This window comes from Bordetella genomosp. 2 (genome assembly GCF_002261345.1).
GTDB lineage: Bacteria > Pseudomonadota > Gammaproteobacteria > Burkholderiales > Burkholderiaceae_B > Bordetella_A.
This window is the reverse complement of the sequence record NZ_NEVT01000003.1, coordinates 1,421,828-1,444,946: the sequence shown is the minus strand read 5'-3', so window position 1 is coordinate 1,444,946 and position 23,119 is coordinate 1,421,828. Positions and strand designations below refer to the sequence as shown.

The following is a 23,119-nucleotide window of genomic DNA, read 5'->3' as shown; positions in this document are numbered from 1 at the left end:
TCATGAATTTCTTCCGGGCCGGGTGCGCAGGCCCGGGCCGCCTGGCCGGGCCGGACGCCGCACCGCCGCCCCGGTGCGGGTGGCCCCGGCCGATGAAACTAGTACCGCCAGCTGGCTTTCAAGCTGCCGCCATGGCTGCGCACCTGGCTGGAGTACAAGCCGTCGTACTGCAGGCGGACATCGAACTGCTCGCCGCCGAACAACTGCAGGCCCGCTGTCATGCGGCCGAAGGTGCGGCCGGCATCGAGGGTGGACTTGGCGGACCGGCTGCCCGCGGGCGCGGCGTCCAGCCTGGCATGGCTATCCCAATGGTCGGTGCTGCTGAGGCTCAGGCCGACATTGAGATAAGGCCGCAGCACGTAGCCTTGGTCCAGGTCGATACGACCGCCGACTTCAACGCCCGGCGTCAGGATCGCCGTCCACTTGTCACTGCTTTCGTAATCCAGGTCCAGCGCCCCGGCGCCGTGCTCCGAATACGAAGGCATGCGGGTATAGATCAGGTCCAGGTCGACCATGGGCATGATGTATGCCTGGCCCATGTTGTGGGTATAGGCCACGCGCAGGCGCTGTCCCAGCGACATGACGTCGGGCGAGCTCTTGGCGCTGGCGTTGTTGCCCGGCAGCCGGATGTGGCGTGTACTGTCGTAGCTGCCATAGCTGCCGGCCAGAGTGCCCGCCACCATCCAGGGGCCGTCCTGGTACTTCAGGGACGCCCCCAGGTAGCCCGTGTCGCCGCTCAGGCTCTGGCGCCCGTCATCGGCCTTGATATGGCCGTTCTCGTAAGCCGCCGACACGCCGACAAACCAGCGGGGCGCGATCTGCTGCTGTATGCCGACCTGGTACGTGACGCCGCTGGCGTCGAATGACGACGTGCCGTGGCTGCCGTCCACGCTGGTCGTGCGGGCCGCGATGTTGCCCCATACGCAAGAGGACTCGCCCAGCCGCCATTCGGCGCCTTCATAATGGGGGCAGCTGAGCAGCGAACCGGCGAATCGCGCCATGTCGGCTTGCTTCAGCGCGGCGGGCGCGGCGGCAATACCGGGCGCCAGGCTCGACAACGCGTCCGTGAACGCGGCGCCGCCCTGCCCGGCCGCCTGGTCCATCATCGCATAGACACCGGCCAGTTCTTCGCTGCCGCCGCGCTCCCAGGTATCTTGCAGATGCGAGCCGAGTTCGCGCAGGTTGCGCCCCGCCCCGTAGGACTGCGCCACGGTGTCGAAATGGGCCTGGCCCGCCGTCACGGTCGCCTGGTTGCCGGAATACTGCGTCGAGTAATCGAACAATGACGACGTGCCCTCCGGGATGGCGTCCCGAGCGATGTCGTCCGACCGCAGGAAAACCACCGGCCGGTTGGGCATCAGGCGGCTGCTGTTGACGCGGATGTTCCCGTCGAGCCGTGCCGTGCCATCGACTTGCAGGACATCGGCCGACTGTCCGACAAAATCGGCGCCGATCTGCAGGGTGCCGTCCGCCGTCTGGGTGAAGTCGCCGGTGACGTGCGCGCCTGCCGTGCCGAGCGACTCGCCTACCAGGAAATCGCCACGGTTGAGGACGTGCCCGCGGATGCGGCCGGCCTTGAGCAGCGTGCCCGCGTTGTCTACTGTGCCCAGCTCGGCGCCGGTACCCCCCAGGTTCAGGTTGCCGGCGAGGCTGCCATTGTTGGCGACGTTGGCCTTCTGCGTGCCGGTGTTGTTGACGGCCGTGGCCGCGGACAGGGACGCGCCGGCGGCGATCGTGACCTGATTGGTCTGCGCCGTGCCGTCGATCCAGACACCGCCGCCCGTGGCGGCGGTGGCGGCGACGCTGCCGCCGATATTGATGTTGACGGCGTTGTCGTTGTCCGTATTGCCATCGCTTTGCGCAAAGATGGCGTAGGCATTCGCGCCGGCCACGCTCAAGGTGCCATATTGGTCGATCGTCACGTTACCGGCCGCGCTGCCCATTGCCTCGGCTCCGGCGTGATTGTAGGCGGAGCCGGCATAACTGCCGGCGCTGTCTCCCGCCAGGCCCCCGCCATCCGCAATGGACTGCGCGATGATGCCGAACGCGCCGTCGCCGCCCGTTGTCAGGGTGCCCGTGTAATCGAGGACAATATCGCCGCCTGCACTCGAGCCCCGGGTGGACACGCTTTCCGTGCCATTCCATCCGGCCGACAACTCGCCGTTTGCGGTATAGCCCGCAATGCCGCCGCCCCCGCCGATGGACTGCAGGACAATGCCATGCGCCCCCGCGCCCGCGGTGGAAATCCCGCTGAGCTTGCCCGAGCTCGGCTGGCTGCCGTCGTTCCCGATAGTGATGTTGAGGGTATCGCCGCTCAAGTCCTGGCCCGTCGCGTCGCCGGCAATTGCGATCTTGCCGACATTGGATGCCGCGCCGGAGGCGATGATGCCGCCGCCGCCACCGATGCTCTGCGCGACCAGGCCGAACGCATGTTCACCCGTGGTCTGCACATTCAGCCATGCCTCGACGCCGATGTGGCCGCCCGAGCTTGCCGTCACGGGCGACGAGCCGCCACCGTAGTCGCGGCCCCCGCCTCCGCCAAGCGTCAGATCGAAGTTCGGCGTCGAGCCATCGCCCGCCCCCCCCAACCGTCGCCACGCTGGCGGTGCCCCCGCCGCCGCCGATGGACTGCAGCACGATCGCGTGGGAATTAAAGCCTTGCGTCGAGACCGAGACGACACTGGCGCTGCCGCCGGTGTTGATCTTGCCTCCCCAACCGCCGTTGGGGCTGGCGCCGCTCGCGCCCAGCGTCACGCTGGAAGTGGAATCGCCGGATTGCGCGGTGTTGGCCGAACCGTCAGCGCCCTGGCCACCGCCGCCCCCTATGCTTTGCGCCAGCAAGCCATAGGCCACGTCTCCTTGGGTCGCGATGGCACCCTTTGTCATGGTGCCATCGCCCTGCAAGTCGATGATCACGGTTCCGCCATTGCCGGCCGCGCCGCCCTGGCCGCCCACCGCCATGGTCACGTTGGTGGCGCCCGTGACGCCTGATGCCGTCGCGGTGCCGCCGGTGCCGCCGCCGCCGCCGATGGACTGCAACACAATGCCGTCCGCGTAAGTGCCATGCGTCGCGATAGTGCCGGTGAAATCATTCAGCGAGACATCACCCCCGCCGCCGCCTATGCCGCCCCTGCCGCCGACCGACAACTGCAGGCCGTACGAGTTCGAATCATCGTCGTCGTCGCCCAGCAGCGCGGCGGCGCTCGAGCTGCCGCTGCCCGCCCCGCCCGCATCGGAGCCTGCCGACCCCGCCAGGCCGCCGCCGCCGCCGATGGACTGCGCCAGGATGCCGTCGGCATCGCCGCCCACGGTGCGGATAGCGCCTTGCGCAACCACGGTCACGGCCCCGCCGTCGCCGGCCGTGGCGCCGGATGCGCCGACGGACACCTGGACGCTGGCCGAGTAGCCATCATCATCATCATCATCGTCGCCGCCGGAGCCGGCGGCCGACAATTTGACGGTACCGCCTTGCGACGCCCCGCCGCCCCCGCCGATGGATTGCAGCAGCATGCCGCGCGACCCTGAACCAAAAGTCTGCAGAAGGGAGCCCGCTTCGAGCTGGGCCGTCATCGCGCCGCCATATCCGCCGCTGCCACCGGTGCCGCCGACCCCGATGGTCGCGGTGATCAGCTGACCCGATCCGCCTGTCTTGCTGCTGCCGACGCCGGCATTCCCGCCGCCCCCGCCGATCGATTGCGCCATCATGGCGTTGGAAAAATCATCGTTCGTGGTGATGGACGACGTGCCGTCCATATACACCTCGACTTGCCCGCCATGACCGCCGCTGCCTCCGCTGCCGCCCAGCGCCACACTGACGGCGATCTGCAGGGTGTCGTCGGGGGCCGCCGTCGAAGTGGTGCTCATCGCATGCGATGCGCCGCCCGCGCCGCCGCCGCCGCCGATCGTCTGGGCCAGCACGCCGTGCGAGCCAGTCCCGCCGGTGGATACCTTGGTGCCGTTCTCCAGGCCGACCTGCAGGATGCCTCCGCTGCCCCCGTTGCCGCCCGAGCCGCCCATGGCCAAGGTGGTGGAAATCGCAATCGAGCCGTCACCCGTAGGCACCCCGATATCCAGGTTGCTGGCCTGCGCGCTTCCCCCGTTGCCGCCCCCGCCGCCGATCGCTTGCGCCAGGACACCATATGAATCCGATGTTGCCGTGTTCGACTGCCCGCCGGCCGTCGTAACCGTGGAACCCTTCAAGCCGATCGCCACCGTGCCGCTGCCGCCGCCATTGCCGGCACTGCCTCCAATCGTGATGTCGGTGCCGAAAAAGACATTCACGCTCGAACCGTGCGCGGCGCCGCCATTGCCGCCGCCGCCGCCGATCGATTGGGCCGTGATGGCCGGCGCGGCGCTGCCCAGCGTGCTGACGGTGGAATTCTCCAGCCCGACCGTCACATTGCCGCTGTTGCCGCCCTGCGCGCCCGCGCCGCCGATGGCGAGGCTGGCGAAGTCGAGCCCTTCCTGCATGGAAGATCCGCCGGTCCCACCGCCGCCGCCGATGGATTGCGCCAGCACGCCGATCGACCCGGCGCCCGTGGTGGTAATGGCAGCTCCGCTGCCCAGGACCTCGACCACATCGCCCCGGCCGCCGCCGCTGCCGCTGCCGCCCAGGGCGGGCGGCGCCTCCGCGGAGCCCAGGGACAGGCTGAACACGCTGCCGCCATTGCCGCCGCCGCCGCCGACGGACTGGGCGACCGCGCCGTGGGCATACAAGCCCGACGTCTGGATCGAGCTGCCGCTCTGCATGCTGATATTGACGGTATCGGCGTCCCCGCCGGCGCCGCCTTGACCACCTACCGCGGAAACGCCTTGGGCCGAGCCGGCGTTGCCGCCGCCGCCGCCGATGGACTGTCCCAATATGCCAATCCCCGCCTCGCCGCTGGTGGATATCCCGCCGCTCAATGTGATGTCGACGGTGCTGCCCGTGCTGGCGGAACCGCCCTTGCCGCCGACAGAGATGACACCGGAGGCGCTGCCGGCGTTGCCGCCGCCGCCGCCGATGGATTGCACCAGGCCGCCTATCGCGCCCGTCCCCGCGGTGGTGATCGTCCCGCCCAGGTTGCCCGTCACCGCGCCGCCATTGCCGCCGCCGCCGCCGCTGCCGCCCAGGGCGACCACGCCGCCCGCGGTGGCGCCAGTGCCGCCGCTGCCGCCGATGGACTGCACCAGCACACCGTGGGCATACTGGCCTATCGTGCCCAGCGTCGCGCTGGTATTCACGATGGACTTCCCACCGCTGCCGCCCACTCCGCCATCGCCCGAATCGCCGTCGATCCAGCTTGTCCATGCGCCGCCCGAGCCGCCGGCGCCGGCCAGGGACTGCGTGACAACCGCCGCGGCGTAATCGCCACGGGTCTGCACGCTGGAGCCGCTGTCGAGGTTGGCGGTGGCAATATATCCACCGGCGCCTTGCCCTCCTTGTTTGGACCCGAGTCCTCCCAGGCCGCCGATGCTTTGCACCAATACGCCGTAAGACATCGAGCCCGACGTGGTGACGGCGCTGCTGGCCAGGGTCGCCGTGGCAGTGCCGGCCGCGCCGCCATCGCCGCCGTTCGAGTCGTCGGCATGGGTGTTATAGGCGTCGCTGCCGCCATTGCCCCCTTGCGACAGCACCTGTACGCCGGAAATACTGTCGCCGATCGTCTGTACATTGGTATAGGACACGTTGGCAGTTGCGCCCGTCGAATTGCCGCCGTCGCCGCCATTGCCGTCATCAGTGCCATAGCCCCCGCCATGGCCGCCGACCGACATCGCCAGGATGGCCGCGCTGTTGTCTCGCGTCGCCTGGCTCGTTGCCGCCGTGATGTTGGTCATGGCGCCGTTGGAGAGCTGCGCGCCGACATTGGCTGTCGCTTGCGCCGCATAGCCGCCGTTACCGCCGACGTCGCCGGTCCAGGTGTTCTGGCCGCCGGTGCCACCGACGCTGCTGGCCACCACGGCGGCCACGCTGCTGCAGTTGCCGACGCCGAACGCCTTGCTGCAGGCCGTCGATGCGGTCGGGGACCAATACACCGCGACATCGCCCGTCACATTGGCGCTGACCGATCCGGCATATCCTCCCGAGCCCGAAGGGTCGCCGTCCGAATTCTCGCCCTTGGTTTCGTCGCCCCCCTTGCCGCCGATGCTCTGGGCGACCACGCCCCACCCCATGTCGTTGCCGTCCAGATAGGCCGAGGCCGTCCCGAGCGCAACGGTGCCGGCACTGTTGACAGTGACGTTGGCGGCGCTGCCGCCGGTCCCCCCGTAATAATCAATAACCGCGGAATTGGGCATGGCGCCATCGCCGCCTCGGGAACTGCCGAGCAAGCCGATGACGCCATGCTGCAAATTGGCGCCGGGCGACGTAGGCGCGGAAATGGTGATGTTCGAGCCGGCACTGTTGGTGAGGTTGACCTGGCTGCCATTGCCGCCATACCCGCCGTTGTCATGGTGCTGGGGCGTGTAGCCGGCACCTCCGATACTGGCGCCTCGCACGCCGATGACCAGGGTGTCGCTGGACGAAGGCGTCAGCGAAACGGCGCTGTTGTTGGTGTACGTCACCGCGTCAGCCGAGCCGCCGTTGAGGTTGTCTTCCGTACCCGCGGCTCCCTGGCTGACCTGCTGCAAGCCTGCCGTGACCTCCGTGTAGCTGGCGGGCATCGCGGGGCTGGCATGCGTGTCGTCCGCGAGCGCGGGCGTCGAGATCAGGATCGTCAACGCGACAGGGCTTGCAATTTGTTTCATGGTTGGGCTTCCAGCAGGCGTGCGGCGAATGCCACGGGGGAGGTGGGCCCGCATCGAGCACGGGCGGCGGCCATATCCGGCGTCCGGCCGGGCATGCACAGCATGGGATAGTCATGCCAGCCGCCCGGGCCGTCTATCGGTTTCGCGCCGCGCGCTATCGGAAAAACGCACTTTTTTATCGTGCGCCGATGATTGCCCGGTAATATGTGGATACCCAGCAGATGTGAAGCCAGATGACCGCCTCCCTGTTTGCCCAAGTGCCGTTCGAGCAGTATCGAATCGTCAATACTGCCGACCCGGACCAGGCGCGGCAGCAAATCGGCCAGGTGCTCAATTCGTATCGGCTACAGGTGCTGCATGGGCGGATCCTCCACAGCCGGCTCGACCTCGTCCCCTGCGGCCGCCTGTCCCTGATCAAGCTCAGGCATGGGTATGGCGCGGACATCAGCATCGACCCCGACTGCCAGTGCCTGGACGACTACTACCTGCTGGTGCTGCCCACGCAGGGCCGGGCGGTGTTCTATTTCGACGGGCGCCGCATAGAGGTTTCGCCGGATAAAGCTTTCCTCGTCAGCCCGGACAAGCGGTTCCATTTCAGCGTCAGCCACGATTATGAGCAGGTCCTGCTGCGCCTGGACCGCGCCGCCATCGCCGAGGCCTGGCGCCGGCTGACCGGACAGGAACAGGCCCCCGACGTTTATTTCGATGCGGTCATTCCCCTGCACACGGCCAGCTGGCAGGCGCTGCTGCCCATGCTGCAATGGGTCGTGCGCTGCTCCGGGCTGGGCCAGGGCCAGGACACCGCGCAGGCAACGCTGCTGGCGCAGACCGAGATGCTGGTCGCCACCACGCTGCTGCTGCACCAGCCGCACAATATGGCGACGCGCCTGTGGCCGGCGCCGCCGCCCTCGGCGTCCCGGGCCATTCGCCGCGCGCAAGCTTATATGCTCGAACACCTGGGCGACCGCCTGCCGGTGTCCATGGTGGCCAGCCATTGCGGCCTGTCGGTCCGGCGCCTGCAGGCCCTGTTCCAGGACGAATGCGGGCAATCGCCCTTGCAATGGCTGCGCATGCAGCGCCTGCAAGCGGTCCGGCGTACTTTGGCGCAAGCTGGCGGCGACAAGGTCAGCGACATCGCGGCGCGTTTCGGTTTTACCCACCTGGGCGAATTTTCACGAGCCTATCGCGGCGCCTTCGGCGAAACGCCGCAACAGACGCGCCGTCGGTGACCACGGCGAGCCCCCGCAGGCCCACAGCCCGCGGCGCGCCGGCCGAGCCCGTGCGGGCCGCTTCAAGTGCGCGCGGCCAGGCGCGCGGCCTGGGCCAGCGCCGCGACGATGGTCTCGTAGGCGTGCCGCCGCGCGGAGGCATCGGGCGCGCGCAGCGCATACGACGGATGATAGGCGGCGACCACGGCCAGGCCGTCGTGCTCGAGCACCCGCCCGAGCTGCGGCGTCAGCGTCAGCGACTTCGCCTCCATCACCGCGTGCAGCGCCGTCGCTCCCAGCGCCACCACGACGCGCGGCGTGATCATGCGCAGTTCGTCTTCCAGCCAATAGTGGCACGCCTCAATCTCGCGCTGCGCCGGGGTCTTGTGCATGCGGCGCTTGCCGCGCAGTTGCCATTTGAAGTGCTTGACGGCATTGGTGACATAGACCGTCTTGCGGTCCACGTCGGCATCCCGCAAGGCGCGGTCCAGCAGCGCGCCGGCGGGGCCGACGAACGGCTGGCCGGCCAGGTCTTCCTTGTCGCCGGGCTGCTCGCCCACCAGCATGATGGATGCCGAACGCCGTCCCTCGCCGGGCACGGCCTGCGTGGCGTCGCGCCACAGGCCGCAGCGCCGGCAGTCCTCGAGGCGCGCGGGCTGCTGCTGCGGGTCGATGTCGGGGGGGGCGGCGGGCCATGGCGCCTCAGGGCTTCAGCACGACCTTGATGCAGCCGTCGGCCTTGTCGCGGAACGTGGTGTAGAACTCGGGGCCGCGCTGCAGCGGTTCGCTGTGAGTAATGACGAATGACGGGTCCAGCTCGCCGCGCGCGATCACATCGAGCAGCTCGTCGGTCCAGCGCCGCACATCGGTCTGCCCCATGCGCCAGGTCAGCCCCTTGTTCATGGCGGCGCCGAACGGGATCTTGTCGATCAGGCCGCCGTATACGCCGGGGATCGACAGCACTCCCGCCGGACGGCATACATAGATCATTTCCCGCAGCACGTGCGGACGATCCGTCTCCGCGCCCACGGCCTGCTTGGCGCGATCGTACAGCGCGTCGAACGTGCGGGTGGCATGCGACTCCATGCCGACCGCGTCGATGCACTTCTCCGGCCCCTTGCCGGCGGTCAGGTCGGCCAGCATCTCCAGCACGCTCTGCCGTTCGAAATCGATGACTTCAGCGCCCGCCTCGCGCGCCATGCGCAGGCGTTCGGGGACGCGGTCGATGCATACCACCTGCCGCGCGCCTTGCAGCAGCGCGCTGCGCACCGCCATCTGGCCCACCGGCCCGGCGCCCCATACGGCGACGGTGTCGCTGGGCTGAATATCGCACTGGCGCGCGGCCTGCCAGCCGGTGGGCACGATATCGCCCAGGAACAGCGCCTGCTCGTCGCTCAACGAGTCCGGAACCCGGATATGCGTGGTATCGGCGTAGGGCACCCGCACGTATTCAGCCTGTCCGCCGGCGTAACCGCCCGTCAGGTGGGTGTAGCCGAACAACCCGGCAGTGCTGTGGCCGAACAGCTTGGCGGCCTGCTCCGCATTCCGGTTGCTGCGCTCGCACACCGAGAAGCGGCCGCGCCGGCACTGGTCGCAGTCGCCGCAGGCGATGGTGAACGGGATGACCACGCGGTCGCCTATCCGCAGCGCCTTGTTTTCGCTGCCCACTTCGACCACTTCGCCCATGAACTCGTGGCCCATGATGTCGCCGTGCTTCATGCCGGGCATGAAGCCGTCGAACAGGTGCAGGTCCGAACCGCAGATCGCGCAGGCCGAGGTACGGATGATCGCGTCGCGCGGATGCTCGATCACCGGGTCGGGCACGGTGTCGTAGCGGATGTCTTTCTTGCCGTGCCAGCAGAGCGCCTTCATGTCGTCCTCGCCTCGCGGCAACCGCGCCGCCGCGGGATGCGCCGCAAGCGCCGTGCCGCGCCGGCCGGGCCGCGATCGCGGGCGCAGGTGCCCGGAATTTACAAATCCTGCAAGAACTGCCGCGCCGCGCACCGCCCCGCCCTCCGCGCGGCAGCCGGGCACGCCGCGTGCTGGGCCCTTCGACACCCTACTGACAGGAGGTTTTCATGAAGCTCAGTATGCTTGCCTTGCCCATCGTCGCCAGCGGCCTGCTTCTGGCCGGTTGCAGCGGCCATCGCCACCACAGCGATGACTCGATGTACGACCGGCCCCAGACGCAGAGCAACACGCCGCCCCCGCCACCCGCCAGCATGCCCGACAACAACCCCAACACCCCGGGCTCGCAATACCCCGCCACCGGCGGCAGCCGCTAGGCGCGGATACGGGCCGGCGGCCGCGGCGGCGGACGGCGCTTGCCCCAACGGGGCGGCCGCCATCCGCGCGGCGCCGGCCCGCAGGTCGCGGCCGGCCGGCTACAGGCTCGCCATCGCCGCCGCAATGCGCTGGGGCGCCTTGGGGCGGGCGTACATGCGCTCCAGATAGGCCGCGAGATTGGCAAAGCCCGCGACCAGGCCGTTCTCGTTGCCCCAGTCCAGCACATAGGCCGTGACGCAATCGGCGATGGAAATGCGTTCGCCGGCAATGAATTCGCGGCCCTCCATGTGCTGGTCGAGCACCGCCGCCATTTCCAGGAACTCTTCGCGGGCCAGCGGGATATCGGCCGGCAGCCGCTTGGCTTCGGGATACACGAAACTGTGCCGGGCGATCCGCCACAGCGGCTGCTCGAGTTCGGTGACGGCGAAGAAGCTCCACCGATAGGCCTGCGCGCGGTCCTGCAGGCTGGCCGGCATGAGACCCTTGTCGGCGTATTTTTCCGCCAGGTACATGACGATGGCGGCGGATTCGGTGATCACTTGGTCGCCATCGACGAGCACCGGCAGCTTGCCGGCGGGATTGAGGCGCAGAAAATCCGGATGGCGATGCTCGCCGGCCTGGAGGTCGACCGGCACGAACTCGAACTGCGCGTCGAGCTCCTGCAGGGCCCAGCGTGCGCGCAGCGAACGCGTCGGACCCATTCCATACAGTTTCATCATCGTGACTCTCCTCGGTTTGTATTGGCCGGTGGCAGGGATGACGCGGCGCACGGGCAAGAATAGGGCCAATCCGGGGACCGCGCCAGATGGCGGCGTGCGCCGCCGGGCGGGACATCCGCTACGATAGAAAACGGCGAATACCCCACCCTATGCAAAAGGACCCTCATGGCTGACTTATCCGCCTTCCCCATCACCCGCAAATGGCCCGCGCGCCATCCGGACCGCATCCAGCTGTATTCCCTGCCCACGCCCAACGGCGTGAAAGTGTCGATCATGCTCGAAGAAACCGGCTTGCCCTACGAGCCGCACCGGGTCGCGTTCGACACGCAGGACCAGTTGTCTTCCGAGTTCCTGTCGCTCAACCCCAATAACAAGATTCCCGCCATCCTCGACCCCGACGGCCCCGGCGGCGCGCCGCTCGGGCTGTTCGAATCAGGCGCCATCCTGGTGTACCTGGCCGACAAGAGCGGCAAGTTCATCCCGCAGGACCCGGCCGGGCGCTACCAGGCGCTGCAATGGCTGATGTTCCAGATGGGCGGCATCGGCCCGATGTTCGGCCAGCTCGGCTTCTTCAACAAGTTCGCCGGCAAGGACTACGAAGACAAGCGGCCGCGCGACCGCTACGTCGCCGAGTCCAAGCGCCTGCTCAAAGTGCTGGAGGGCCGCCTGGTCGACCGCCCGTGGATCCTGGGCGACGCCTACAGCATCGTCGACATCGCCACCTTCCCGTGGGTGCGCAACCTGATCGGTTTCTATGAGGCCGGCGACCTGGTCGGCATCGCCGACTATCCCAGCGTGCTGCGGGCGCTGGACGCCTTCGTGGCGCGGCCGGCGGTCAAGCGTGGCATGGAGATCCCGCAGGCGCCCGGGCAAGGCTAAGGCAGGAACGCGAAGCCGTCGAGCCAGGCGCGCAAGCGCCGCAGTGCCTCGTCGCGCGGGAACGGCTCGGCGGCCGGGGGGCTGTAGACCTGCGGGTTCACGCCATACACCATCAAGTCCACCGCATAGCAGCGGCCGGCGTGCACGGTGCGATAAGCGTCGACCACCATGTAGTGGCTCATTGCCGCATCCTGGGCGCGGAACTGCGTGAAGTCGATGCCGTTGATGCGCGCGCGCCGCACGCCGTTCTGCATGCCGCGGGGCGGCGTCGTGCAGCGGCGCACTTCCGCGGCCGCGTCGCTGACCCCGATGCGCAGCTCGGCAGTCGTGATCCGGTTGGAACCCGGCAGGGACATGGCCAGGCGCGGCACGCCCTGGCTGCCCGGCTCCGCGTAGGCCTTCCAGTCCTGGCCCGCCAGGTAGCTGCCGGAAAAATCCGGGCGCGGCTTCACGCCCGCGGGCACGGCGATGCGAAAACCGTACTCGCTGTCCACATGAACGGCCGACGCCGCCGACGGGGATGGCGCGGTCGCGTCGCGCGGCGCGGCGCACCCTCCCAGGGCAACGGCCAGCAGGGATGCGGCCAGACAAGTAAAGCGGGGCATGGCGGGCTCCTCATGGCGAATACCCCCAGCATACCGGAGCGGCGCCGCGGGCGCGCCGCAAGCCCACAGGACCTGTAGGCCCTTGTCGCGCCTGGACGGCCTGCTCCGTCATACTTGCGCAAGCATCGGCCAGGGGCGTTCACATCCCGTCCTCGCCCGAGCCTTTCATGGAGTCCTGCATGACCATCCCCGCTTCCCCTGCTTCCGCCACCGTCACCTTCACCAACCCGCCCGGCCTGTACGACCCCGCGCCCAACGGCTACTCCCATATCGCCAGCGTGCATCCCGGCACCCGGCTGGTCTTCATCGCCGGCCAGGGCGGCGAGACCGCGGACGGCGCGCTGGCCGCCGATTTCCGCCAGCAGGTGCGCCAGGCGCTGGCCAACCTGTGCACGGCGCTGGCGGCGGCCGGCGCCGCGCCGCGCCACGTGGCCAAGCTGACGGTGCTGATCGTCGATCACAGCCACGAGCGCCTGGCGGTATTCGGCGCGGAACTGGCGCAAGCCTTCGGCGACGGGCCCAAGCCCGCCTGCACGCTGATCCCGGTGCCGCGCCTGGCGCTGGACGGCATGCTGTTCGAGATCGAGGCCGTGGCCGCCCTGCCGCAGGCGGCCGGCTGAGCCGTCAGGGCGCCGCCGGGTCGCGCTTGTCGGGCCGCACGCCGTAGCGCTCCAGCGCCTCGGCGACCCGCGCGGCGGCAATGGCGCCGTCGTCCGCCAGCGCCTTGAGCGCCGCCACGGCAATGAAGTGGCGGTCCACCTCGAAGAAGGCGCGCAGCGCTTCGCGGGTATCGGAACGCCCGAAACCGTCGGTGCCCAGGGCGACGAAGCGGCGGTCGCCGACATACGGCCGGATCTGGTCGGCCACGATCTTCATGTAGTCGGTCGCCACCACCAGCGGGCCCGCATGGCCGGCCAGGCATTGCTGCACGTACGGCACGCGCGGCGCCTCGCCGGGATGCAGCAGGTTCCAGCGCTCGGCCTGCATTCCCTCGCGCCGCAGTTCGGTCAGGCTGGTGGCGCTCCAGTTCTCGCAATCGACGGCGAAATCGCGCTCCAGCAGCTCCGCCGCGGCGACCACTTCGCGCAGGATGGCGCCGCTGCCGGCCAGCTGGACGCGCGGCCGGTCGCCAGGGGCCGCGGCGCCGCGCAGCAGGTACAGGCCCTTCAGGATGCCCTCGCGCGCGCCGTCCGGCAGGGCCGGGTGCGGGTAGTTTTCGTTGAGCAGCGTGATGTAGTAGAAGACGTCTTCCTGTTCGGCCACCATGCGGCGCATGCCTTCATGCACGATCACCGCCAGTTCGTACGCGTAGGTGGGGTCGTAGGCAACGCAACTGGGAATGACCGACGCCAGCACGTGGCTGTGGCCGTCGTCGTGCTGCAGGCCCTCGCCCATCAGGGTCGTTCGTCCCGACGTGGCCCCCAGCAGGAAGCCGCGCACGCGCGCATCGCCGCCGCCCAGGCCAGGTCGCCGACGCGCTGGAAGCCGAACATGGAATAGAAGATGTAGAACGGCAGCATGGCCAGGCCGTGGTTGCTGTACGCCGTGCCCGCCGCGATCCACGACGATGTGGCGCCCGCCTCGTTCAGGCCTTCCTGCAGGATCTGGCCGTCGCGGCTTTCCTTGTAGTAGCTGAGCTGCCCGGCATCCTGCGGCGTGTACAGCTGGCCCACGTGGGAGTGGATGCCGATCTGGCGGAACAGCCCCTCCATGCCGAAAGTGCGCGACTCGTCCGGCACGATGGGCACCACGCGGCGGCCCAGCTCCGGGTCCTTCAGCAAGGCCCCCAGCATGCGCACGAACGCCATGGTGGTGGAATAGCCCCGGCTGCCCGAATCGGCGAGCTGGGCGCCGAACACTTCGAGCGGCGGCACCGCCAGGGGCGCGGCCGTGTCCTGGCGCGCCGGCACATGGCCGCCCAGCACGGCGCGGCGCGCCTGCAGGTAGCGCTCGTCCTCGCTGCCCGGCGCCGGCTTCAGGTAGGGCATCTCGTCGAGCCGCTCATCGGGCAAGTCCAGCGCAAAGCGGTCGCGGAACGCCCGCACCGCGTCGGCGTTCATTTTCTTGAGCTGGTGATTGACGTTCTGCCCTTCGCCGGCCTCGCCCATGCCGAAGCCCTTGACCGTCTTGGCCAGCACCACGGTAGGCTGGCCGGTGTGGCGCAGCGCCGCCGCATACGCGTTGTAGACCTTTTCGTGGTCGTGGCCGCCGCGCCCCAGGGCCCAGATCTCCGCGTCGCTCAGGTCCGCCACCATGTCGCGCAGGGCCGGATACTTGCCGAAGAAATGCTCGCGCACGTAAGCGCCGTCCTGCGACTTGTAGTTCTGGTATTCGCCGTCCACGCACTCCATCATGCGCTGGCGCAGCAGGCCCGTCTTGTCGCGCGCCAGCAGGGCGTCCCAGCCGCTGCCCCACACCACCTTGATGACGTTCCAGCCGGCGGCGCGGTACAACGCCTCGAACTCCTGCATGACCTTGCCGTTGCCGCGCACCGGCCCGTCCAGGCGCTGCAGGTTGCAGTTGACCACGAACACCAGGTTGTCCAGCTGCTCGCGGCCGGCCATCGACACGGCGGCCAGCGATTCGGGCTGGTCCATCTCCCCGTCGCCGAGGAAGGCCCACACCTTGCGGCCCTGGCGCGGCAACAGGTCGCGGTTTTCCAGGTAGCGCATGAAACGCGCCTGGTAGGCAGCCATGAGGGGCCCCAACCCCATGGACACGGTGGGGAACTGCCAGAAGTCCGGCATCAGGCGCGGATGCGGATAGGACGACAGGCCCGCGCCGTCGGCTTCGCGGCGGAAGCGGTCCAGCTGGGCCTCGCTGAGCCGGCCTGCCAGATAGGCGCGCGCATAAATGCCGGGCGCCGAATGGCCCTGGATATACACCATGTCGCCGGCGTGCGTCGCGGTGCGGCCGCGGAAGAAATGGTCGAAGCCCACGTCGTAGAGCACCGCCGCCGACGCATAGGTGGCAATGTGGCCGCCCACATTGGAATGGCGGCCGGCGCGCAGCACCATGGCCATGGCGTTCCAGCGCACCAACGCGCTCAGCCGCCGCTCGGTCGCCAGGTCGCCCGGATAGGGCAACTGCCGTTCGGCCGGGATGGTGTTCACGTACGGCGTGGTGGCGCGGCCGTGGAAATCGCCATGCAGGGCGCCATCGAAATCCAGCAAGCGGTCGATCAGGAAATGCGCCCGGCCGCGCCCGTCGGCCTCGACCACGGACTGCAGCGATTCCAGCCATTCGCGCGTTTCCTGGGGATCGGTATCGGTCGGGATGGGTAATGCTTGCATGGTGTGCTCCTGGCAATGAATTGCAATTGCAATCGTATGTGGCGCCATTGTATCCACGCACGGCATAATTGCAACTGCAATTCTTCGGATGAACGACAATACGGCGAGCGACGCGTCCGCCGCGCCCGCCGTCCGACCAACAGGGGAAAACACCGCCATGTCCAACGATGCGCCCGACTTGTGGTTTTCTTTCGTTCGCGCCCATCGCCTGATGATCCGCGAAGTGGAACGGCGCCTGGCCGCGGCCGGCCTGCCCGGCTACGCGTGGTACGACGCGCTGTGGGGCCTGGAAAGCGGCCCTGGCGGCACGCGGCGCATGCATGAGCTGGCCGACGCGCTGGCCATCGAGCGCTACAACCTGACCCGGCTGATCGACCGCCTCGAACAGGAAGGGCTGGTCACGCGCGCCCGTTCGCCCCAGGACGGCCGCGCCGCCTACGCCACCATTACCCGCGAGGGCCGGGCATTGCGCAAGAAGATGTGGAAGGTCTACCAGGCCACGGTGGCCGACCTGTTCCTGGCGCGCTTCGACGCGGCCGAACAGGCCCGTTTCGCCGCCGCCCTCGACGCAGCCGCCGGCGCCGCCCGCCAGTCCGCTGCCTGACTCGCCAGCAAGATTTCGCTTGCCGGATCGGCAGCGGCCAGCTAGATTTGCATCCGCAACGATTGCAATTGCAATTAATAACGGACCAGACACCATGCCGACCGATACCCCCCTCACCTTCTACACTGCCGATACGCCCAATGGCCACAAGATCGCCATCTACCTGCACGAAGCCGCCTTGCCGCACCGGCAGGTGACGCTGGACCTGGGGCGTGGCGACCAGCGCCGCCCCGAATTCCTGGCCATCAACCCGAATGGCAAGATCCCGGCCATCGTCGATCACGCCGCGGGCCTGACCGTGTTCGAGTCGGGCGCGATCCTCAGCTACCTGGCGGCGCACTACGGCTGCCTGCAGCCGGCCGGCGCCGCCGAACAATGGCAGGTGCAGCAGTGGCTGCATTTCCAGATCGGCGGCATCGGCCCCATGCTGGGGCAGTTGTGGTGGTTCCTGCACGCGTCGGACAGCGGCAACCGCGAAGCCATCGAGCGCTACACGCGGGAAGCGCTGCGCCTGTGCGGCGTGGTGGAGCGCCGCCTGGAAGCCTCCGCCTACCTGGCGCTGGACCGCTATTCGATTGCCGATATCGCCGCCTTTCCCTGGCTGCGCACCCATGCCGAACTGCGCCTGGACCTGGCCCCCTACCCGCGCCTGCGCGACTGGCTGCAACGCATCGAGGCGCGCCCCGCGGTGCGGCAGGCCCTGGCCGCCGCGCGCGACGACCAGCCGGCGCAGGCCTGAACATGGCATGGCTCATGCTGCTGGCGGCCGCCGGCCTGGAAATCGTCATGGGGGTGGCGCTGAAGCTGAACGAGGGCTGGACGCGCGCGCTGCCCAGCGCGGTAGCGGTCGGCGCCGGGCTGGGCAGCATCTATCTGCTGGCCAAGGCCTTGCAGACGCTGCCTGTCGGCACCGCCTACGCCATCTGGACCGGGCTGGGCGCGCTCGGCCTGGTCGTCATCGGCATCGCCGCCTTCGGTGAAAGCATGCATTGGCAGCGGCTGCTGTTCCTGGCCATCACCGCCGCCGGCCTGATCGGGCTGCGCTACGTCGAGGCGGGCGGCTGAGCCTGCTCCGCCGCCAGGTCGCGCCGCATCGCCACGCGCAGGCGCATCGGAAAGCCCAGCGTCCGTTCGTGACGCATGACGGCGCGCAGGCCGGCGCCCCAATCGGCCGGCGCCAGCGGACGAAAGCCGGCGCTGGCATAGAACGGCGCATTCCAGGGCACATCGGCCAGCGTGGTCAGTACGGCATGCCGGTAGCCGCGCGCCCGCGCCACGTCGCAGGCGTGTTCCAGCAACGCGCGGCCGATGCCGCGCCGGCCCTGTGCGGGCGACACGTCCATTTGCTGGATGTGGAAATCGCCATCCAGCTCGCCCGCCAGCACATGGCCGACCGGCGGCCCGGCGGGATCCAGGCGCGCCACCCACAGGCAATCGCGCCGCAGCCCGGCGGCGAAGTCGTCGACCGGCGTGGCATGGCGGCCGAATATCTCGTGGGCGGGATGACCGGCCAGCAGCGCCAGCGCCAGCGCCTCGATATGCGGCAATTCGGGCAGGTCCTGCGGCCGCGCCGGCGTCACGATGAATGTCATGTCCGGTCCTCGCGCGGCGCGGGCCGGCTCAGCAGCCAGAGCGCGCAGCCCGCCATGAAGGCGCTGACCAGCGCGCCCAGCCACCAGACCGGCCGGGAGGTATACCAGAACACGGCCAGCCCGAGCGCGATGCCAGCCACCGCGAACGCCTTGCCGCGCGCCGAGATCGCGCCCTGCTCGCGCCATGCCACCAAGGCCGGTCCGAAGCGCGGATGCCGCAGCAAATAGGCTTCCCAGCGTGGCGAGGCGCGGCCGAAGCAGGCGGCCGCCAGGATCACGAAGATGGTGCTGGGCATGATGGGCAGCGCCGCGCCGATCAGGGCCAGGGCCAGCATCAGCATGCCCAGGGCCATATAGGCCCCGCGTTTCCAGCGCCCGCGCTGCCCGGCGCCGCCCTGCGTGTCGGTCATGCCACCCTGTTCCTCGCCACGAATACCCGCCTGCCGGCACCGCGCCGGTCAGGCCCGGATGCAATGGTACCGCGCCGGGGCGGGCGCGGCCCTCAGGCGACCTCGTGGCGCTCCGCCGGCCGGTATTTGAACGCGGCGCGGATGATCCCGTGATCGTTGGTGCCGCGCGCCTTGTGATCGTCGAAGTTGAGGTGGTCGTTGTTGACCACCATGCCGTCGAAGATCCAGCGCCGCTTGCGGCTGTTGTCGTAGAACTCCTGGCTCACCAGGATATGGTCGAGCGACTCGCGCATGTCCTGGAATACGTGGGTGTAGTACACATCGCGCGTGTCGCGATATTCCTGCAGGGTCTGCGCCGCGTACAGCACCGCGTCGCCGCCGCCGCGCGACTCGCCCACCAGGTAGCGCGGCTGCTCGGTCAGGATGTTGGCCGTATTGCTGTGCTGGCCGTCGTTGATGTCCCCCAGCACGATCACCGGCACGTCGGTGCCTTTCATCTGCTCGGTCAACAGGAACCGCAGCGCCGCGGCCTCCGCCGTGCGGCGGATGGTGGACAAGGCCGCGCCGAGGTTCTTCTGGTGCTTGCCGTAGAAATCCTTGTCGTCCTTGAACCAGTCTTCGTTGTACACCTTGGTCTCGGCCTTGGACTTGAAGTGGCACACGTAGACGTGCACATCCGGCTCGGCCTTGCGCGGCTTGATGGTGAAATGCAGCACCGGGCGCGAGAACCCGCCGATATTGACCTCGATCAGCGGCGTCTGGGGGTCGTCGCCGCTCGAATGCAGCACGAAGCCGGCGGGAAAATCGTTGATCCACTCCGCCTCGCCGCTCAGCAGCCCCTTGCGCACCAGCGCCGCGCACACAATGCCGGAGCCATCGGCATCGGCCGGCGCCAGCACGGCGTAATCCCCTGCCATGCCGGCCGCCTCGACCGCCTCCGCCAGCGAGTCCGCGTGCCACAGCTCCTGGAAACCGAATACATCCGACTCCAGCTCGCGCAACTGCCGGGCGGTCCATTCGATCTTGCGCTCGTATTCGGCGCGGCTCCAGCCCTTTTTGTTGGTGTAGATGGGCCGGCCCGGCTGGTTCAGGTTGTACAGGTTGAAGGTGGCGATCGTCAGGCGGGACAGGTTCATCGGCGCGGCTCCCCGGGGATCCCGCCAATCTAGTCCGCCCATGTGACACGCCCGCGAACGACCGCGCTTGACAAGCCTCGCGGCCACGCCGATACTTCACCACATGGTGAAGTATTCAGATCCCCTTGACCAGACATTCGCGGCGCTGGTCGACCCGACCCGCCGGGCCATCCTCGCCCGGCTCGAGCGCGAAGGCGACGCCACGGTCAGCCAGCTGGCGCAGCCGTTCGCCATCAAGCTGCCGGCGGTCATGAAGCATCTGGACGTGCTCGACGAGGCCGGCCTCATCGAGCGCATCAAGGTCGGCCGCACCGTCACGGTGCGCCTGTCCCCCGCTCCCATGCAGGGAGCGCTGGACTGGCTGCGCCGCTACGAGCACTTCTGGAACCGCAGCCTCGACCGCCTGGCCGCCTACGCGGAAAGCCGCGAAACCGCCCAAAGGAGCCGCAAGCCATGACCAGCCTCACCCTGATACGGCGCATCAATGCGCAACCCGCCACCGTGTTCGAGGCGCTCACCACGCCCGAAGGCATTTCCCATTGGTGGGGCCCCGACGACGGCCCCGTCCTGCTGGCCGAAACCGACGTGCGGGTCGGCGGCCGCTTCCGGGTGCGCTTCCGCATGCTCGATGGCAGCGAGCACGAAAGCAGCGGCGAATACTTGCGGGTCGAGCCGCCCCACCACCTGGAAATGAGCTGGCGCTGGTCGGACGACGCCGCGGGCCCCGACTCGCGCGTGGTGGTCGCCCTGCGCGCCATCGACAGCGGCACCGAACTCACCTTCACCCACGACGGCCTGCGCGACGAGGCCACCGCGCGCAGCCACGAAAGCGGCTGGGGCGGCGCGCTCGACAAACTTGTGCGGCACTACGCCGCCTGACCGGAGGATCGGCCCATGATGACCCTGACCGCATTCCGCTGGGTCCCGCCGTTCGCCCAAGGCCTGGTGCGCGACCTGCGCGCGCGCTGGGCCCTGGAAGAAGCCGGCATCGCCTACCGGGAACGCCTGATCGGCCCGGCCGACCAGGCCAGTCCGGCATACCGCGCGCTGCAGCCGTTCGGGCAGGTACCGGCCATCGAGGAAGACGGCCTCCAGTTGTTCGAGTCCGGCGCCATCGTGCTGGAGATCGCCGGGCGCAGCGAGGCGCTGATGCCGCGCGACGCCCGCCAGGGCGCGCGCGCCCGCGCCTGGGTCCTGGCCGCGCTCAACACACTGGAGCCACCCATCCAGCACCTGGCGGGGCTGGACCTGTTCCACGCCGACCAGCCTTGGGCGGCAGCCGCCCGGCCCACGGCGGAACAGGCCGTCCGCAAGCGCCTGGACGAATTGCAGGAGTGGCTGGGCGGGCGCGATTACCTGGAAGACCGCTTCACTGCGGGCGACTTGATGATGACCAGCGTGCTGCGCATCCTGCGCCACACCACACTGGTATCGGACCGTCCCGCGCTGGCGGCCTACCAGGCGCGCTGCGAAGCGCGCGCGGCGTTCCGCAAGGCGCTGGCCGACCAATTGCGGCCGTTCCGCGAATACGAAGCGAGCCGCGCCGCCAGGCCGGCGCAAGCCTAGGCGTGACGCCGCCAGTCTTCCCGCCGCGGGATGCCTGCGAGGTGTCAGACACCCCGCGAGAAAACGCGGCAAATTCCTGGCCGTCTCCCCTGGCGTGTCTGACACCTGGGTGACGTTCGGGGTGCTCGCGAGGTGTCTGACACCTGGTGCAGCTAGCCAGCGGCCGGCCGCTGCGGCCCGGCGAGCATGCCGGCCAGCAGCGCGTCCAGCGCATCCAGGGTGGCGCGCAGGCGGGCGTGGCCGCCATCGGGATCGCCGTCCGACTCGGCCACCCAGAACGCGCCTTCGGCCAGCGCGCCATAGACCAGGCGCGCCAATGCCGCCGGATCGGCCTGCCGCACCACGCCCTTGTCCATCAGCGTGGCCAGCAACTCAGCCATCGACGTCACGCAGAACTGCTGCGAAACAGGCGAGGCCCCACCCAGCACGGCGCGGGCGTCCTGCAGCACGATGCGCCGCATTTCGGGTTCCTGCGCCATGTACAGATAGGCGCGGCAACGATTGCGAAACCCCTCCCAGGCGTCCGGCGCGGCGTCGGAGACCGCCTGCAGGCGCGCGTCGGTTTCCTCGTCGATCTGTTCGACCACCGCCGCCAGCAAGCCCCGCTTGTCGCCGAAATGGTGGTACAGCGCGCCGCGCGTCAATCCGGCCGCGGCAGTGAAGTCGTCCATCGAAGTATTGGCATAGCCCTGCGCGCCGAACGCTTGCCGCGCCGCGGCGACCAGCTTGGCGCGGGTCTCTTCGATCATTTCGGAACGGGTGCGGCGCGGCATGTTGTCTCCTTTTACATACGAAGCGTATGCAAATTGACATACGAGGCGTATGTACCTATTATGCCGCAACCACCGTCTCACCCCCAACCGCCTCATGAACCGCCCGCACCGCAACCGCCCCGCCCGCCCCCGCACCCCGCATCCCTGGCTGGCGGTGGCCAGCGGCGGGCTCGCCACCTTTGCCGTGGTCACCACCGAAATGCTGCCGGTCGGGCTGCTCACCTCCATCGCCCAGACGGTCGGCGCATCGACCGGCACCATGGGGCTGCTGCTGACGGTTCCAGCCCTGCTGGCGGCGCTGTTCGCGCCGGCGGTCATCGTGGCGGCGGGCGGCATGGACCGCCGCCATATTCTGTCGATCCTGTTCGTGCTGCTGATCGCCGCCAACCTCGCCACCGCCCTGGCGCCCAGCGTGGCCTGGCTGCTGGCCGCGCGCGTGCTGGTGGGCCTGTGCATCGGCGGCATCTGGGCCATTGCCAGCGGCCTGGCCGTGCGCCTGGTGCCGCCTGAATCGGTCGGCCTGGCCACTTCCATCATTTTCGGCGGCGTGGCCGCCGCCTCGGTGCTGGGCGTGCCGCTGGGCGCGCTGATCGGCGACCTGGCCGGCTGGCGCATGGCGTTCGGCGGCATGGCGCTGCTCGCCGCCCTGGTCCTGGGCCTGCACCTGTGGTCCATGCCGCCCCTGCCGGTCGGCCGGTCGGTCTCGCTGCGCAGCCTGCGCCACGCCCTGTCCAATCCGGGCCTGCGGCTCGGCCTGGCCCTGACGCTGCTGCTGGTCGCCGGCCACTTCATGGCGTTCACCTTCGTGCGTCCCTGGCTGCTGTCGGTGTCGGGCTTCCAGGCCGAGTGGATCGGCGTACTGCTGTTCGCCTACGGCATGGCCGGCATCGCCGGCAACTTCATCGCCGGCCTGAACGCGGCGCGGCGCGTGGGCTGGACGCTCATCGTCATCGCGGCCGGCCTGGCGTCCACGTTGCTGCTGCTATTCGCCACCGCCGGCAGCGCCTGGGGCGGCGCGCTGGTGCTGTTGTTGTGGGGCCTGGCCTACGGCGGAGTGTCGGTGTCCGTGATGACATGGACCATGAAAGCCGCCTCGTCCGACCTCGAACCGGCCACGGCCTGGTCGGTTGCGATCTTCAACCTGGCCATTTCGGCGGGCTCGTTCCTGGGCGGGCAAGTGGTCGACAGCCAGGGCCTGCACGTCAATGCGCTGGCGGCCTGCGGCCTGCTCGTCCTGGCCCTGGCAGTGGCGACGCTCATCCAGCGCCGCTTGCCGCGCCTGGCCGCGCCGGCCCGCCCATAGGCGCGCCGGGCCGCGGCCC

21 protein-coding genes and 1 pseudogene are annotated in these 23,119 nt (G+C 69.2%); 11 read left to right on the top strand and 11 right to left on the bottom strand.

Translation table 11 applies throughout. The features are described from left to right. Window positions 1–98 precede the first annotated feature (98 nt). Entirely contained in the window at window positions 99–2,498 is a 2,400-nt protein-coding gene (locus tag CAL24_RS09020) for an autotransporter outer membrane beta-barrel domain-containing protein (RefSeq protein WP_094806458.1), read from the bottom strand. Then, window positions 2,434–6,726: a beta strand repeat-containing protein gene (locus CAL24_RS09015; protein ID WP_141218065.1), complete on the bottom strand. Its 4,293-nt coding sequence runs from the start codon at window positions 6,724–6,726 to the stop codon at window positions 2,434–2,436. The genes CAL24_RS09020 and CAL24_RS09015 overlap by 65 nt, the downstream gene beginning before the upstream one ends. Before the next feature lie 233 nt (window positions 6,727–6,959). On the opposite strand from CAL24_RS09015, the gene CAL24_RS09010 reads away from it, so the two are divergent. Beyond that, window positions 6,960–7,955 carry a helix-turn-helix domain-containing protein gene (locus tag CAL24_RS09010; protein WP_028353355.1) on the top strand — a complete coding sequence of 332 codons (996 nt, stop codon included), beginning with the start codon at window positions 6,960–6,962 and terminating at the stop codon, window positions 7,953–7,955. A 62-nt stretch (window positions 7,956–8,017) separates the two neighbouring features. Here the strand turns inward: CAL24_RS09010 and CAL24_RS09005 are convergent, their stop codons facing one another. Beyond that, complete coding sequence (locus CAL24_RS09005) at window positions 8,018–8,608, bottom strand: UdgX family uracil-DNA binding protein (RefSeq protein WP_094806456.1); 591 nt, start codon at window positions 8,606–8,608, stop codon at window positions 8,018–8,020. Window positions 8,609–8,636: 28 nt separating this feature from the next. Continuing rightward, window positions 8,637–9,806: a zinc-dependent alcohol dehydrogenase gene (locus tag CAL24_RS09000; protein ID WP_094806455.1), complete on the bottom strand. Its 1,170-nt coding sequence runs from the start codon at window positions 9,804–9,806 to the stop codon at window positions 8,637–8,639. A 206-nt stretch (window positions 9,807–10,012) separates the two neighbouring features. On the opposite strand from CAL24_RS09000, the gene CAL24_RS24140 reads away from it, so the two are divergent. Continuing rightward, a complete protein-coding gene (locus CAL24_RS24140) occupies window positions 10,013–10,219 on the top strand; it encodes a hypothetical protein (protein WP_028353358.1) in 207 nt (68 codons plus the stop codon). Between the two features lie 99 nt (window positions 10,220–10,318). Here CAL24_RS24140 and CAL24_RS08990 read toward each other — a convergent pair whose 3' ends face one another. Beyond that, the gene (locus CAL24_RS08990) at window positions 10,319–10,936 is read right to left on the bottom strand and encodes a glutathione S-transferase family protein (RefSeq protein WP_212591733.1); all 618 of its coding nucleotides are present in this window, start codon (window positions 10,934–10,936) and stop codon (window positions 10,319–10,321) included. Window positions 10,937–11,104: 168 nt separating this feature from the next. Here CAL24_RS08990 and CAL24_RS08985 point away from each other — a divergent pair, with 168 nt between their 5' ends. Next, entirely contained in the window at window positions 11,105–11,818 is a 714-nt protein-coding gene (locus CAL24_RS08985) for a glutathione S-transferase N-terminal domain-containing protein (protein ID WP_094806453.1), read from the top strand. Here CAL24_RS08985 and CAL24_RS08980 read toward each other — a convergent pair. Next, on the bottom strand, window positions 11,815–12,423 hold the full coding sequence (locus CAL24_RS08980) for a hypothetical protein (protein WP_141218063.1): 609 nt from the start codon (window positions 12,421–12,423) through the stop codon (window positions 11,815–11,817). The genes CAL24_RS08985 and CAL24_RS08980 overlap by 4 nt on opposite strands. Before the next feature lie 179 nt (window positions 12,424–12,602). On the opposite strand from CAL24_RS08980, the gene CAL24_RS08975 reads away from it, so the two are divergent. Further along, the gene (locus tag CAL24_RS08975; RefSeq protein ID WP_094806451.1) at window positions 12,603–13,043 is read left to right on the top strand and encodes a RidA family protein; all 441 of its coding nucleotides are present in this window, start codon (window positions 12,603–12,605) and stop codon (window positions 13,041–13,043) included. Between the two features lie 4 nt (window positions 13,044–13,047). Here the strand turns inward: CAL24_RS08975 and aceE are convergent. Next, window positions 13,048–15,716 (bottom strand): annotated as a pseudogene (gene aceE / locus CAL24_RS08970) (pyruvate dehydrogenase (acetyl-transferring), homodimeric type). A 157-nt stretch (window positions 15,717–15,873) separates the two neighbouring features. On the opposite strand from aceE, the gene CAL24_RS08965 reads away from it, so the two are divergent. The 3 genes from CAL24_RS08965 (at window position 15,874) to CAL24_RS08955 (ending at window position 17,385) form a co-directional block, all read left to right on the top strand. Beyond that, window positions 15,874–16,320 (top strand): MarR family winged helix-turn-helix transcriptional regulator, encoded by a 447-nt coding sequence (locus CAL24_RS08965; protein WP_028353364.1) that lies wholly within the window; start codon window positions 15,874–15,876, stop codon window positions 16,318–16,320. 94 nt (window positions 16,321–16,414) lie between these two features. After that, a complete protein-coding gene (locus CAL24_RS08960) occupies window positions 16,415–17,059 on the top strand; it encodes a glutathione S-transferase family protein (RefSeq protein WP_094806450.1) in 645 nt (214 codons plus the stop codon). 2 nt (window positions 17,060–17,061) lie between these two features. Then, complete coding sequence (locus CAL24_RS08955) at window positions 17,062–17,385, top strand: DMT family transporter (RefSeq protein ID WP_028353366.1); 324 nt, start codon at window positions 17,062–17,064, stop codon at window positions 17,383–17,385. Here the strand turns inward: CAL24_RS08955 and CAL24_RS08950 are convergent. From CAL24_RS08950 to CAL24_RS08940, 3 genes are all read right to left on the bottom strand, one after another. Next, window positions 17,364–17,912 carry a GNAT family N-acetyltransferase gene (locus tag CAL24_RS08950; protein WP_028353367.1) on the bottom strand — a complete coding sequence of 183 codons (549 nt, stop codon included), beginning with the start codon at window positions 17,910–17,912 and terminating at the stop codon, window positions 17,364–17,366. The two genes, CAL24_RS08955 and CAL24_RS08950, sit on opposite strands and share 22 nt — an antisense overlap. Next, the gene (locus tag CAL24_RS08945; protein ID WP_051439314.1) at window positions 17,909–18,322 is read right to left on the bottom strand and encodes a YbaN family protein; all 414 of its coding nucleotides are present in this window, start codon (window positions 18,320–18,322) and stop codon (window positions 17,909–17,911) included. The genes CAL24_RS08950 and CAL24_RS08945 overlap by 4 nt, the downstream gene beginning before the upstream one ends. A gap of 92 nt (window positions 18,323–18,414) precedes the next feature. Then, window positions 18,415–19,458 (bottom strand): endonuclease/exonuclease/phosphatase family protein, encoded by a 1,044-nt coding sequence (locus CAL24_RS08940; RefSeq protein ID WP_094806449.1) that lies wholly within the window; start codon window positions 19,456–19,458, stop codon window positions 18,415–18,417. A gap of 103 nt (window positions 19,459–19,561) precedes the next feature. On the opposite strand from CAL24_RS08940, the gene CAL24_RS08935 reads away from it, so the two are divergent. From CAL24_RS08935 to CAL24_RS08925, 3 genes are read left to right on the top strand one after another with little or no spacing between them, the layout of a single operon-like run. Beyond that, entirely contained in the window at window positions 19,562–19,915 is a 354-nt protein-coding gene (locus CAL24_RS08935) for an ArsR/SmtB family transcription factor (protein ID WP_038853149.1), read from the top strand. Next, window positions 19,912–20,337, top strand: a complete 426-nt coding sequence (locus tag CAL24_RS08930) for an SRPBCC family protein (protein WP_094806448.1) — start codon at window positions 19,912–19,914, stop codon at window positions 20,335–20,337. The genes CAL24_RS08935 and CAL24_RS08930 overlap by 4 nt, the downstream gene beginning before the upstream one ends. A 15-nt stretch (window positions 20,338–20,352) precedes the next feature. After that, window positions 20,353–21,024, top strand: a complete 672-nt coding sequence (locus CAL24_RS08925) for a glutathione S-transferase family protein (protein WP_094806447.1) — start codon at window positions 20,353–20,355, stop codon at window positions 21,022–21,024. A 152-nt stretch (window positions 21,025–21,176) separates the two neighbouring features. On the opposite strand, the gene CAL24_RS08920 is transcribed toward CAL24_RS08925, so the two are convergent. Beyond that, window positions 21,177–21,797, bottom strand: coding sequence for a TetR/AcrR family transcriptional regulator (locus CAL24_RS08920; RefSeq protein WP_028353371.1), 621 nt, complete (start codon window positions 21,795–21,797; stop codon window positions 21,177–21,179). A 94-nt stretch (window positions 21,798–21,891) separates the two neighbouring features. Here CAL24_RS08920 and CAL24_RS08915 point away from each other — a divergent pair, with 94 nt between their 5' ends. After that, window positions 21,892–23,100, top strand: a complete 1,209-nt coding sequence (locus CAL24_RS08915) for an MFS transporter (protein ID WP_028353372.1) — start codon at window positions 21,892–21,894, stop codon at window positions 23,098–23,100. Window positions 23,101–23,119 lie beyond the last annotated feature (19 nt).

Excerpts from the sequence above, each read along its gene's own strand:
- CAL24_RS08990 (WP_212591733.1), bottom strand. The coding sequence starts at position 10,936 with ATGAAACTGTATGGAATGGGTCCGACGCGTTCGCTGCGCGCACGCTGG.
- CAL24_RS08930 (WP_094806448.1), top strand. The coding sequence starts at position 19,912 with ATGACCAGCCTCACCCTGATACGGCGCATCAATGCGCAACCCGCCACC.
- CAL24_RS08975 (WP_094806451.1), top strand. The coding sequence starts at position 12,603 with ATGACCATCCCCGCTTCCCCTGCTTCCGCCACCGTCACCTTCACCAAC.
- CAL24_RS09015 (WP_141218065.1), bottom strand. The coding sequence starts at position 6,726 with ATGAAACAAATTGCAAGCCCTGTCGCGTTGACGATCCTGATCTCGACG.
- CAL24_RS08980 (WP_141218063.1), bottom strand. The coding sequence starts at position 12,423 with ATGCCCCGCTTTACTTGTCTGGCCGCATCCCTGCTGGCCGTTGCCCTG.
- CAL24_RS08985 (WP_094806453.1), top strand. The coding sequence starts at position 11,105 with ATGGCTGACTTATCCGCCTTCCCCATCACCCGCAAATGGCCCGCGCGC.
- CAL24_RS08915 (WP_028353372.1), top strand. The coding sequence starts at position 21,892 with ATGAACCGCCCGCACCGCAACCGCCCCGCCCGCCCCCGCACCCCGCAT.
- CAL24_RS08960 (WP_094806450.1), top strand. The coding sequence starts at position 16,415 with ATGCCGACCGATACCCCCCTCACCTTCTACACTGCCGATACGCCCAAT.
- CAL24_RS08950 (WP_028353367.1), bottom strand. The coding sequence starts at position 17,912 with ATGACATTCATCGTGACGCCGGCGCGGCCGCAGGACCTGCCCGAATTG.
- CAL24_RS08940 (WP_094806449.1), bottom strand. The coding sequence starts at position 19,458 with ATGAACCTGTCCCGCCTGACGATCGCCACCTTCAACCTGTACAACCTG.
- CAL24_RS24140 (WP_028353358.1), top strand. The coding sequence starts at position 10,013 with ATGAAGCTCAGTATGCTTGCCTTGCCCATCGTCGCCAGCGGCCTGCTT.
- CAL24_RS08920 (WP_028353371.1), bottom strand. The coding sequence starts at position 21,797 with ATGCCGCGCCGCACCCGTTCCGAAATGATCGAAGAGACCCGCGCCAAG.
- CAL24_RS08965 (WP_028353364.1), top strand. The coding sequence starts at position 15,874 with ATGTCCAACGATGCGCCCGACTTGTGGTTTTCTTTCGTTCGCGCCCAT.
- CAL24_RS09010 (WP_028353355.1), top strand. The coding sequence starts at position 6,960 with ATGACCGCCTCCCTGTTTGCCCAAGTGCCGTTCGAGCAGTATCGAATC.
- CAL24_RS08945 (WP_051439314.1), bottom strand. The coding sequence starts at position 18,322 with ATGACCGACACGCAGGGCGGCGCCGGGCAGCGCGGGCGCTGGAAACGC.
- CAL24_RS09000 (WP_094806455.1), bottom strand. The coding sequence starts at position 9,806 with ATGAAGGCGCTCTGCTGGCACGGCAAGAAAGACATCCGCTACGACACC.
- CAL24_RS08935 (WP_038853149.1), top strand. The coding sequence starts at position 19,562 with ATGGTGAAGTATTCAGATCCCCTTGACCAGACATTCGCGGCGCTGGTC.
- CAL24_RS08925 (WP_094806447.1), top strand. The coding sequence starts at position 20,353 with ATGATGACCCTGACCGCATTCCGCTGGGTCCCGCCGTTCGCCCAAGGC.
- CAL24_RS08955 (WP_028353366.1), top strand. The coding sequence starts at position 17,062 with ATGGCATGGCTCATGCTGCTGGCGGCCGCCGGCCTGGAAATCGTCATG.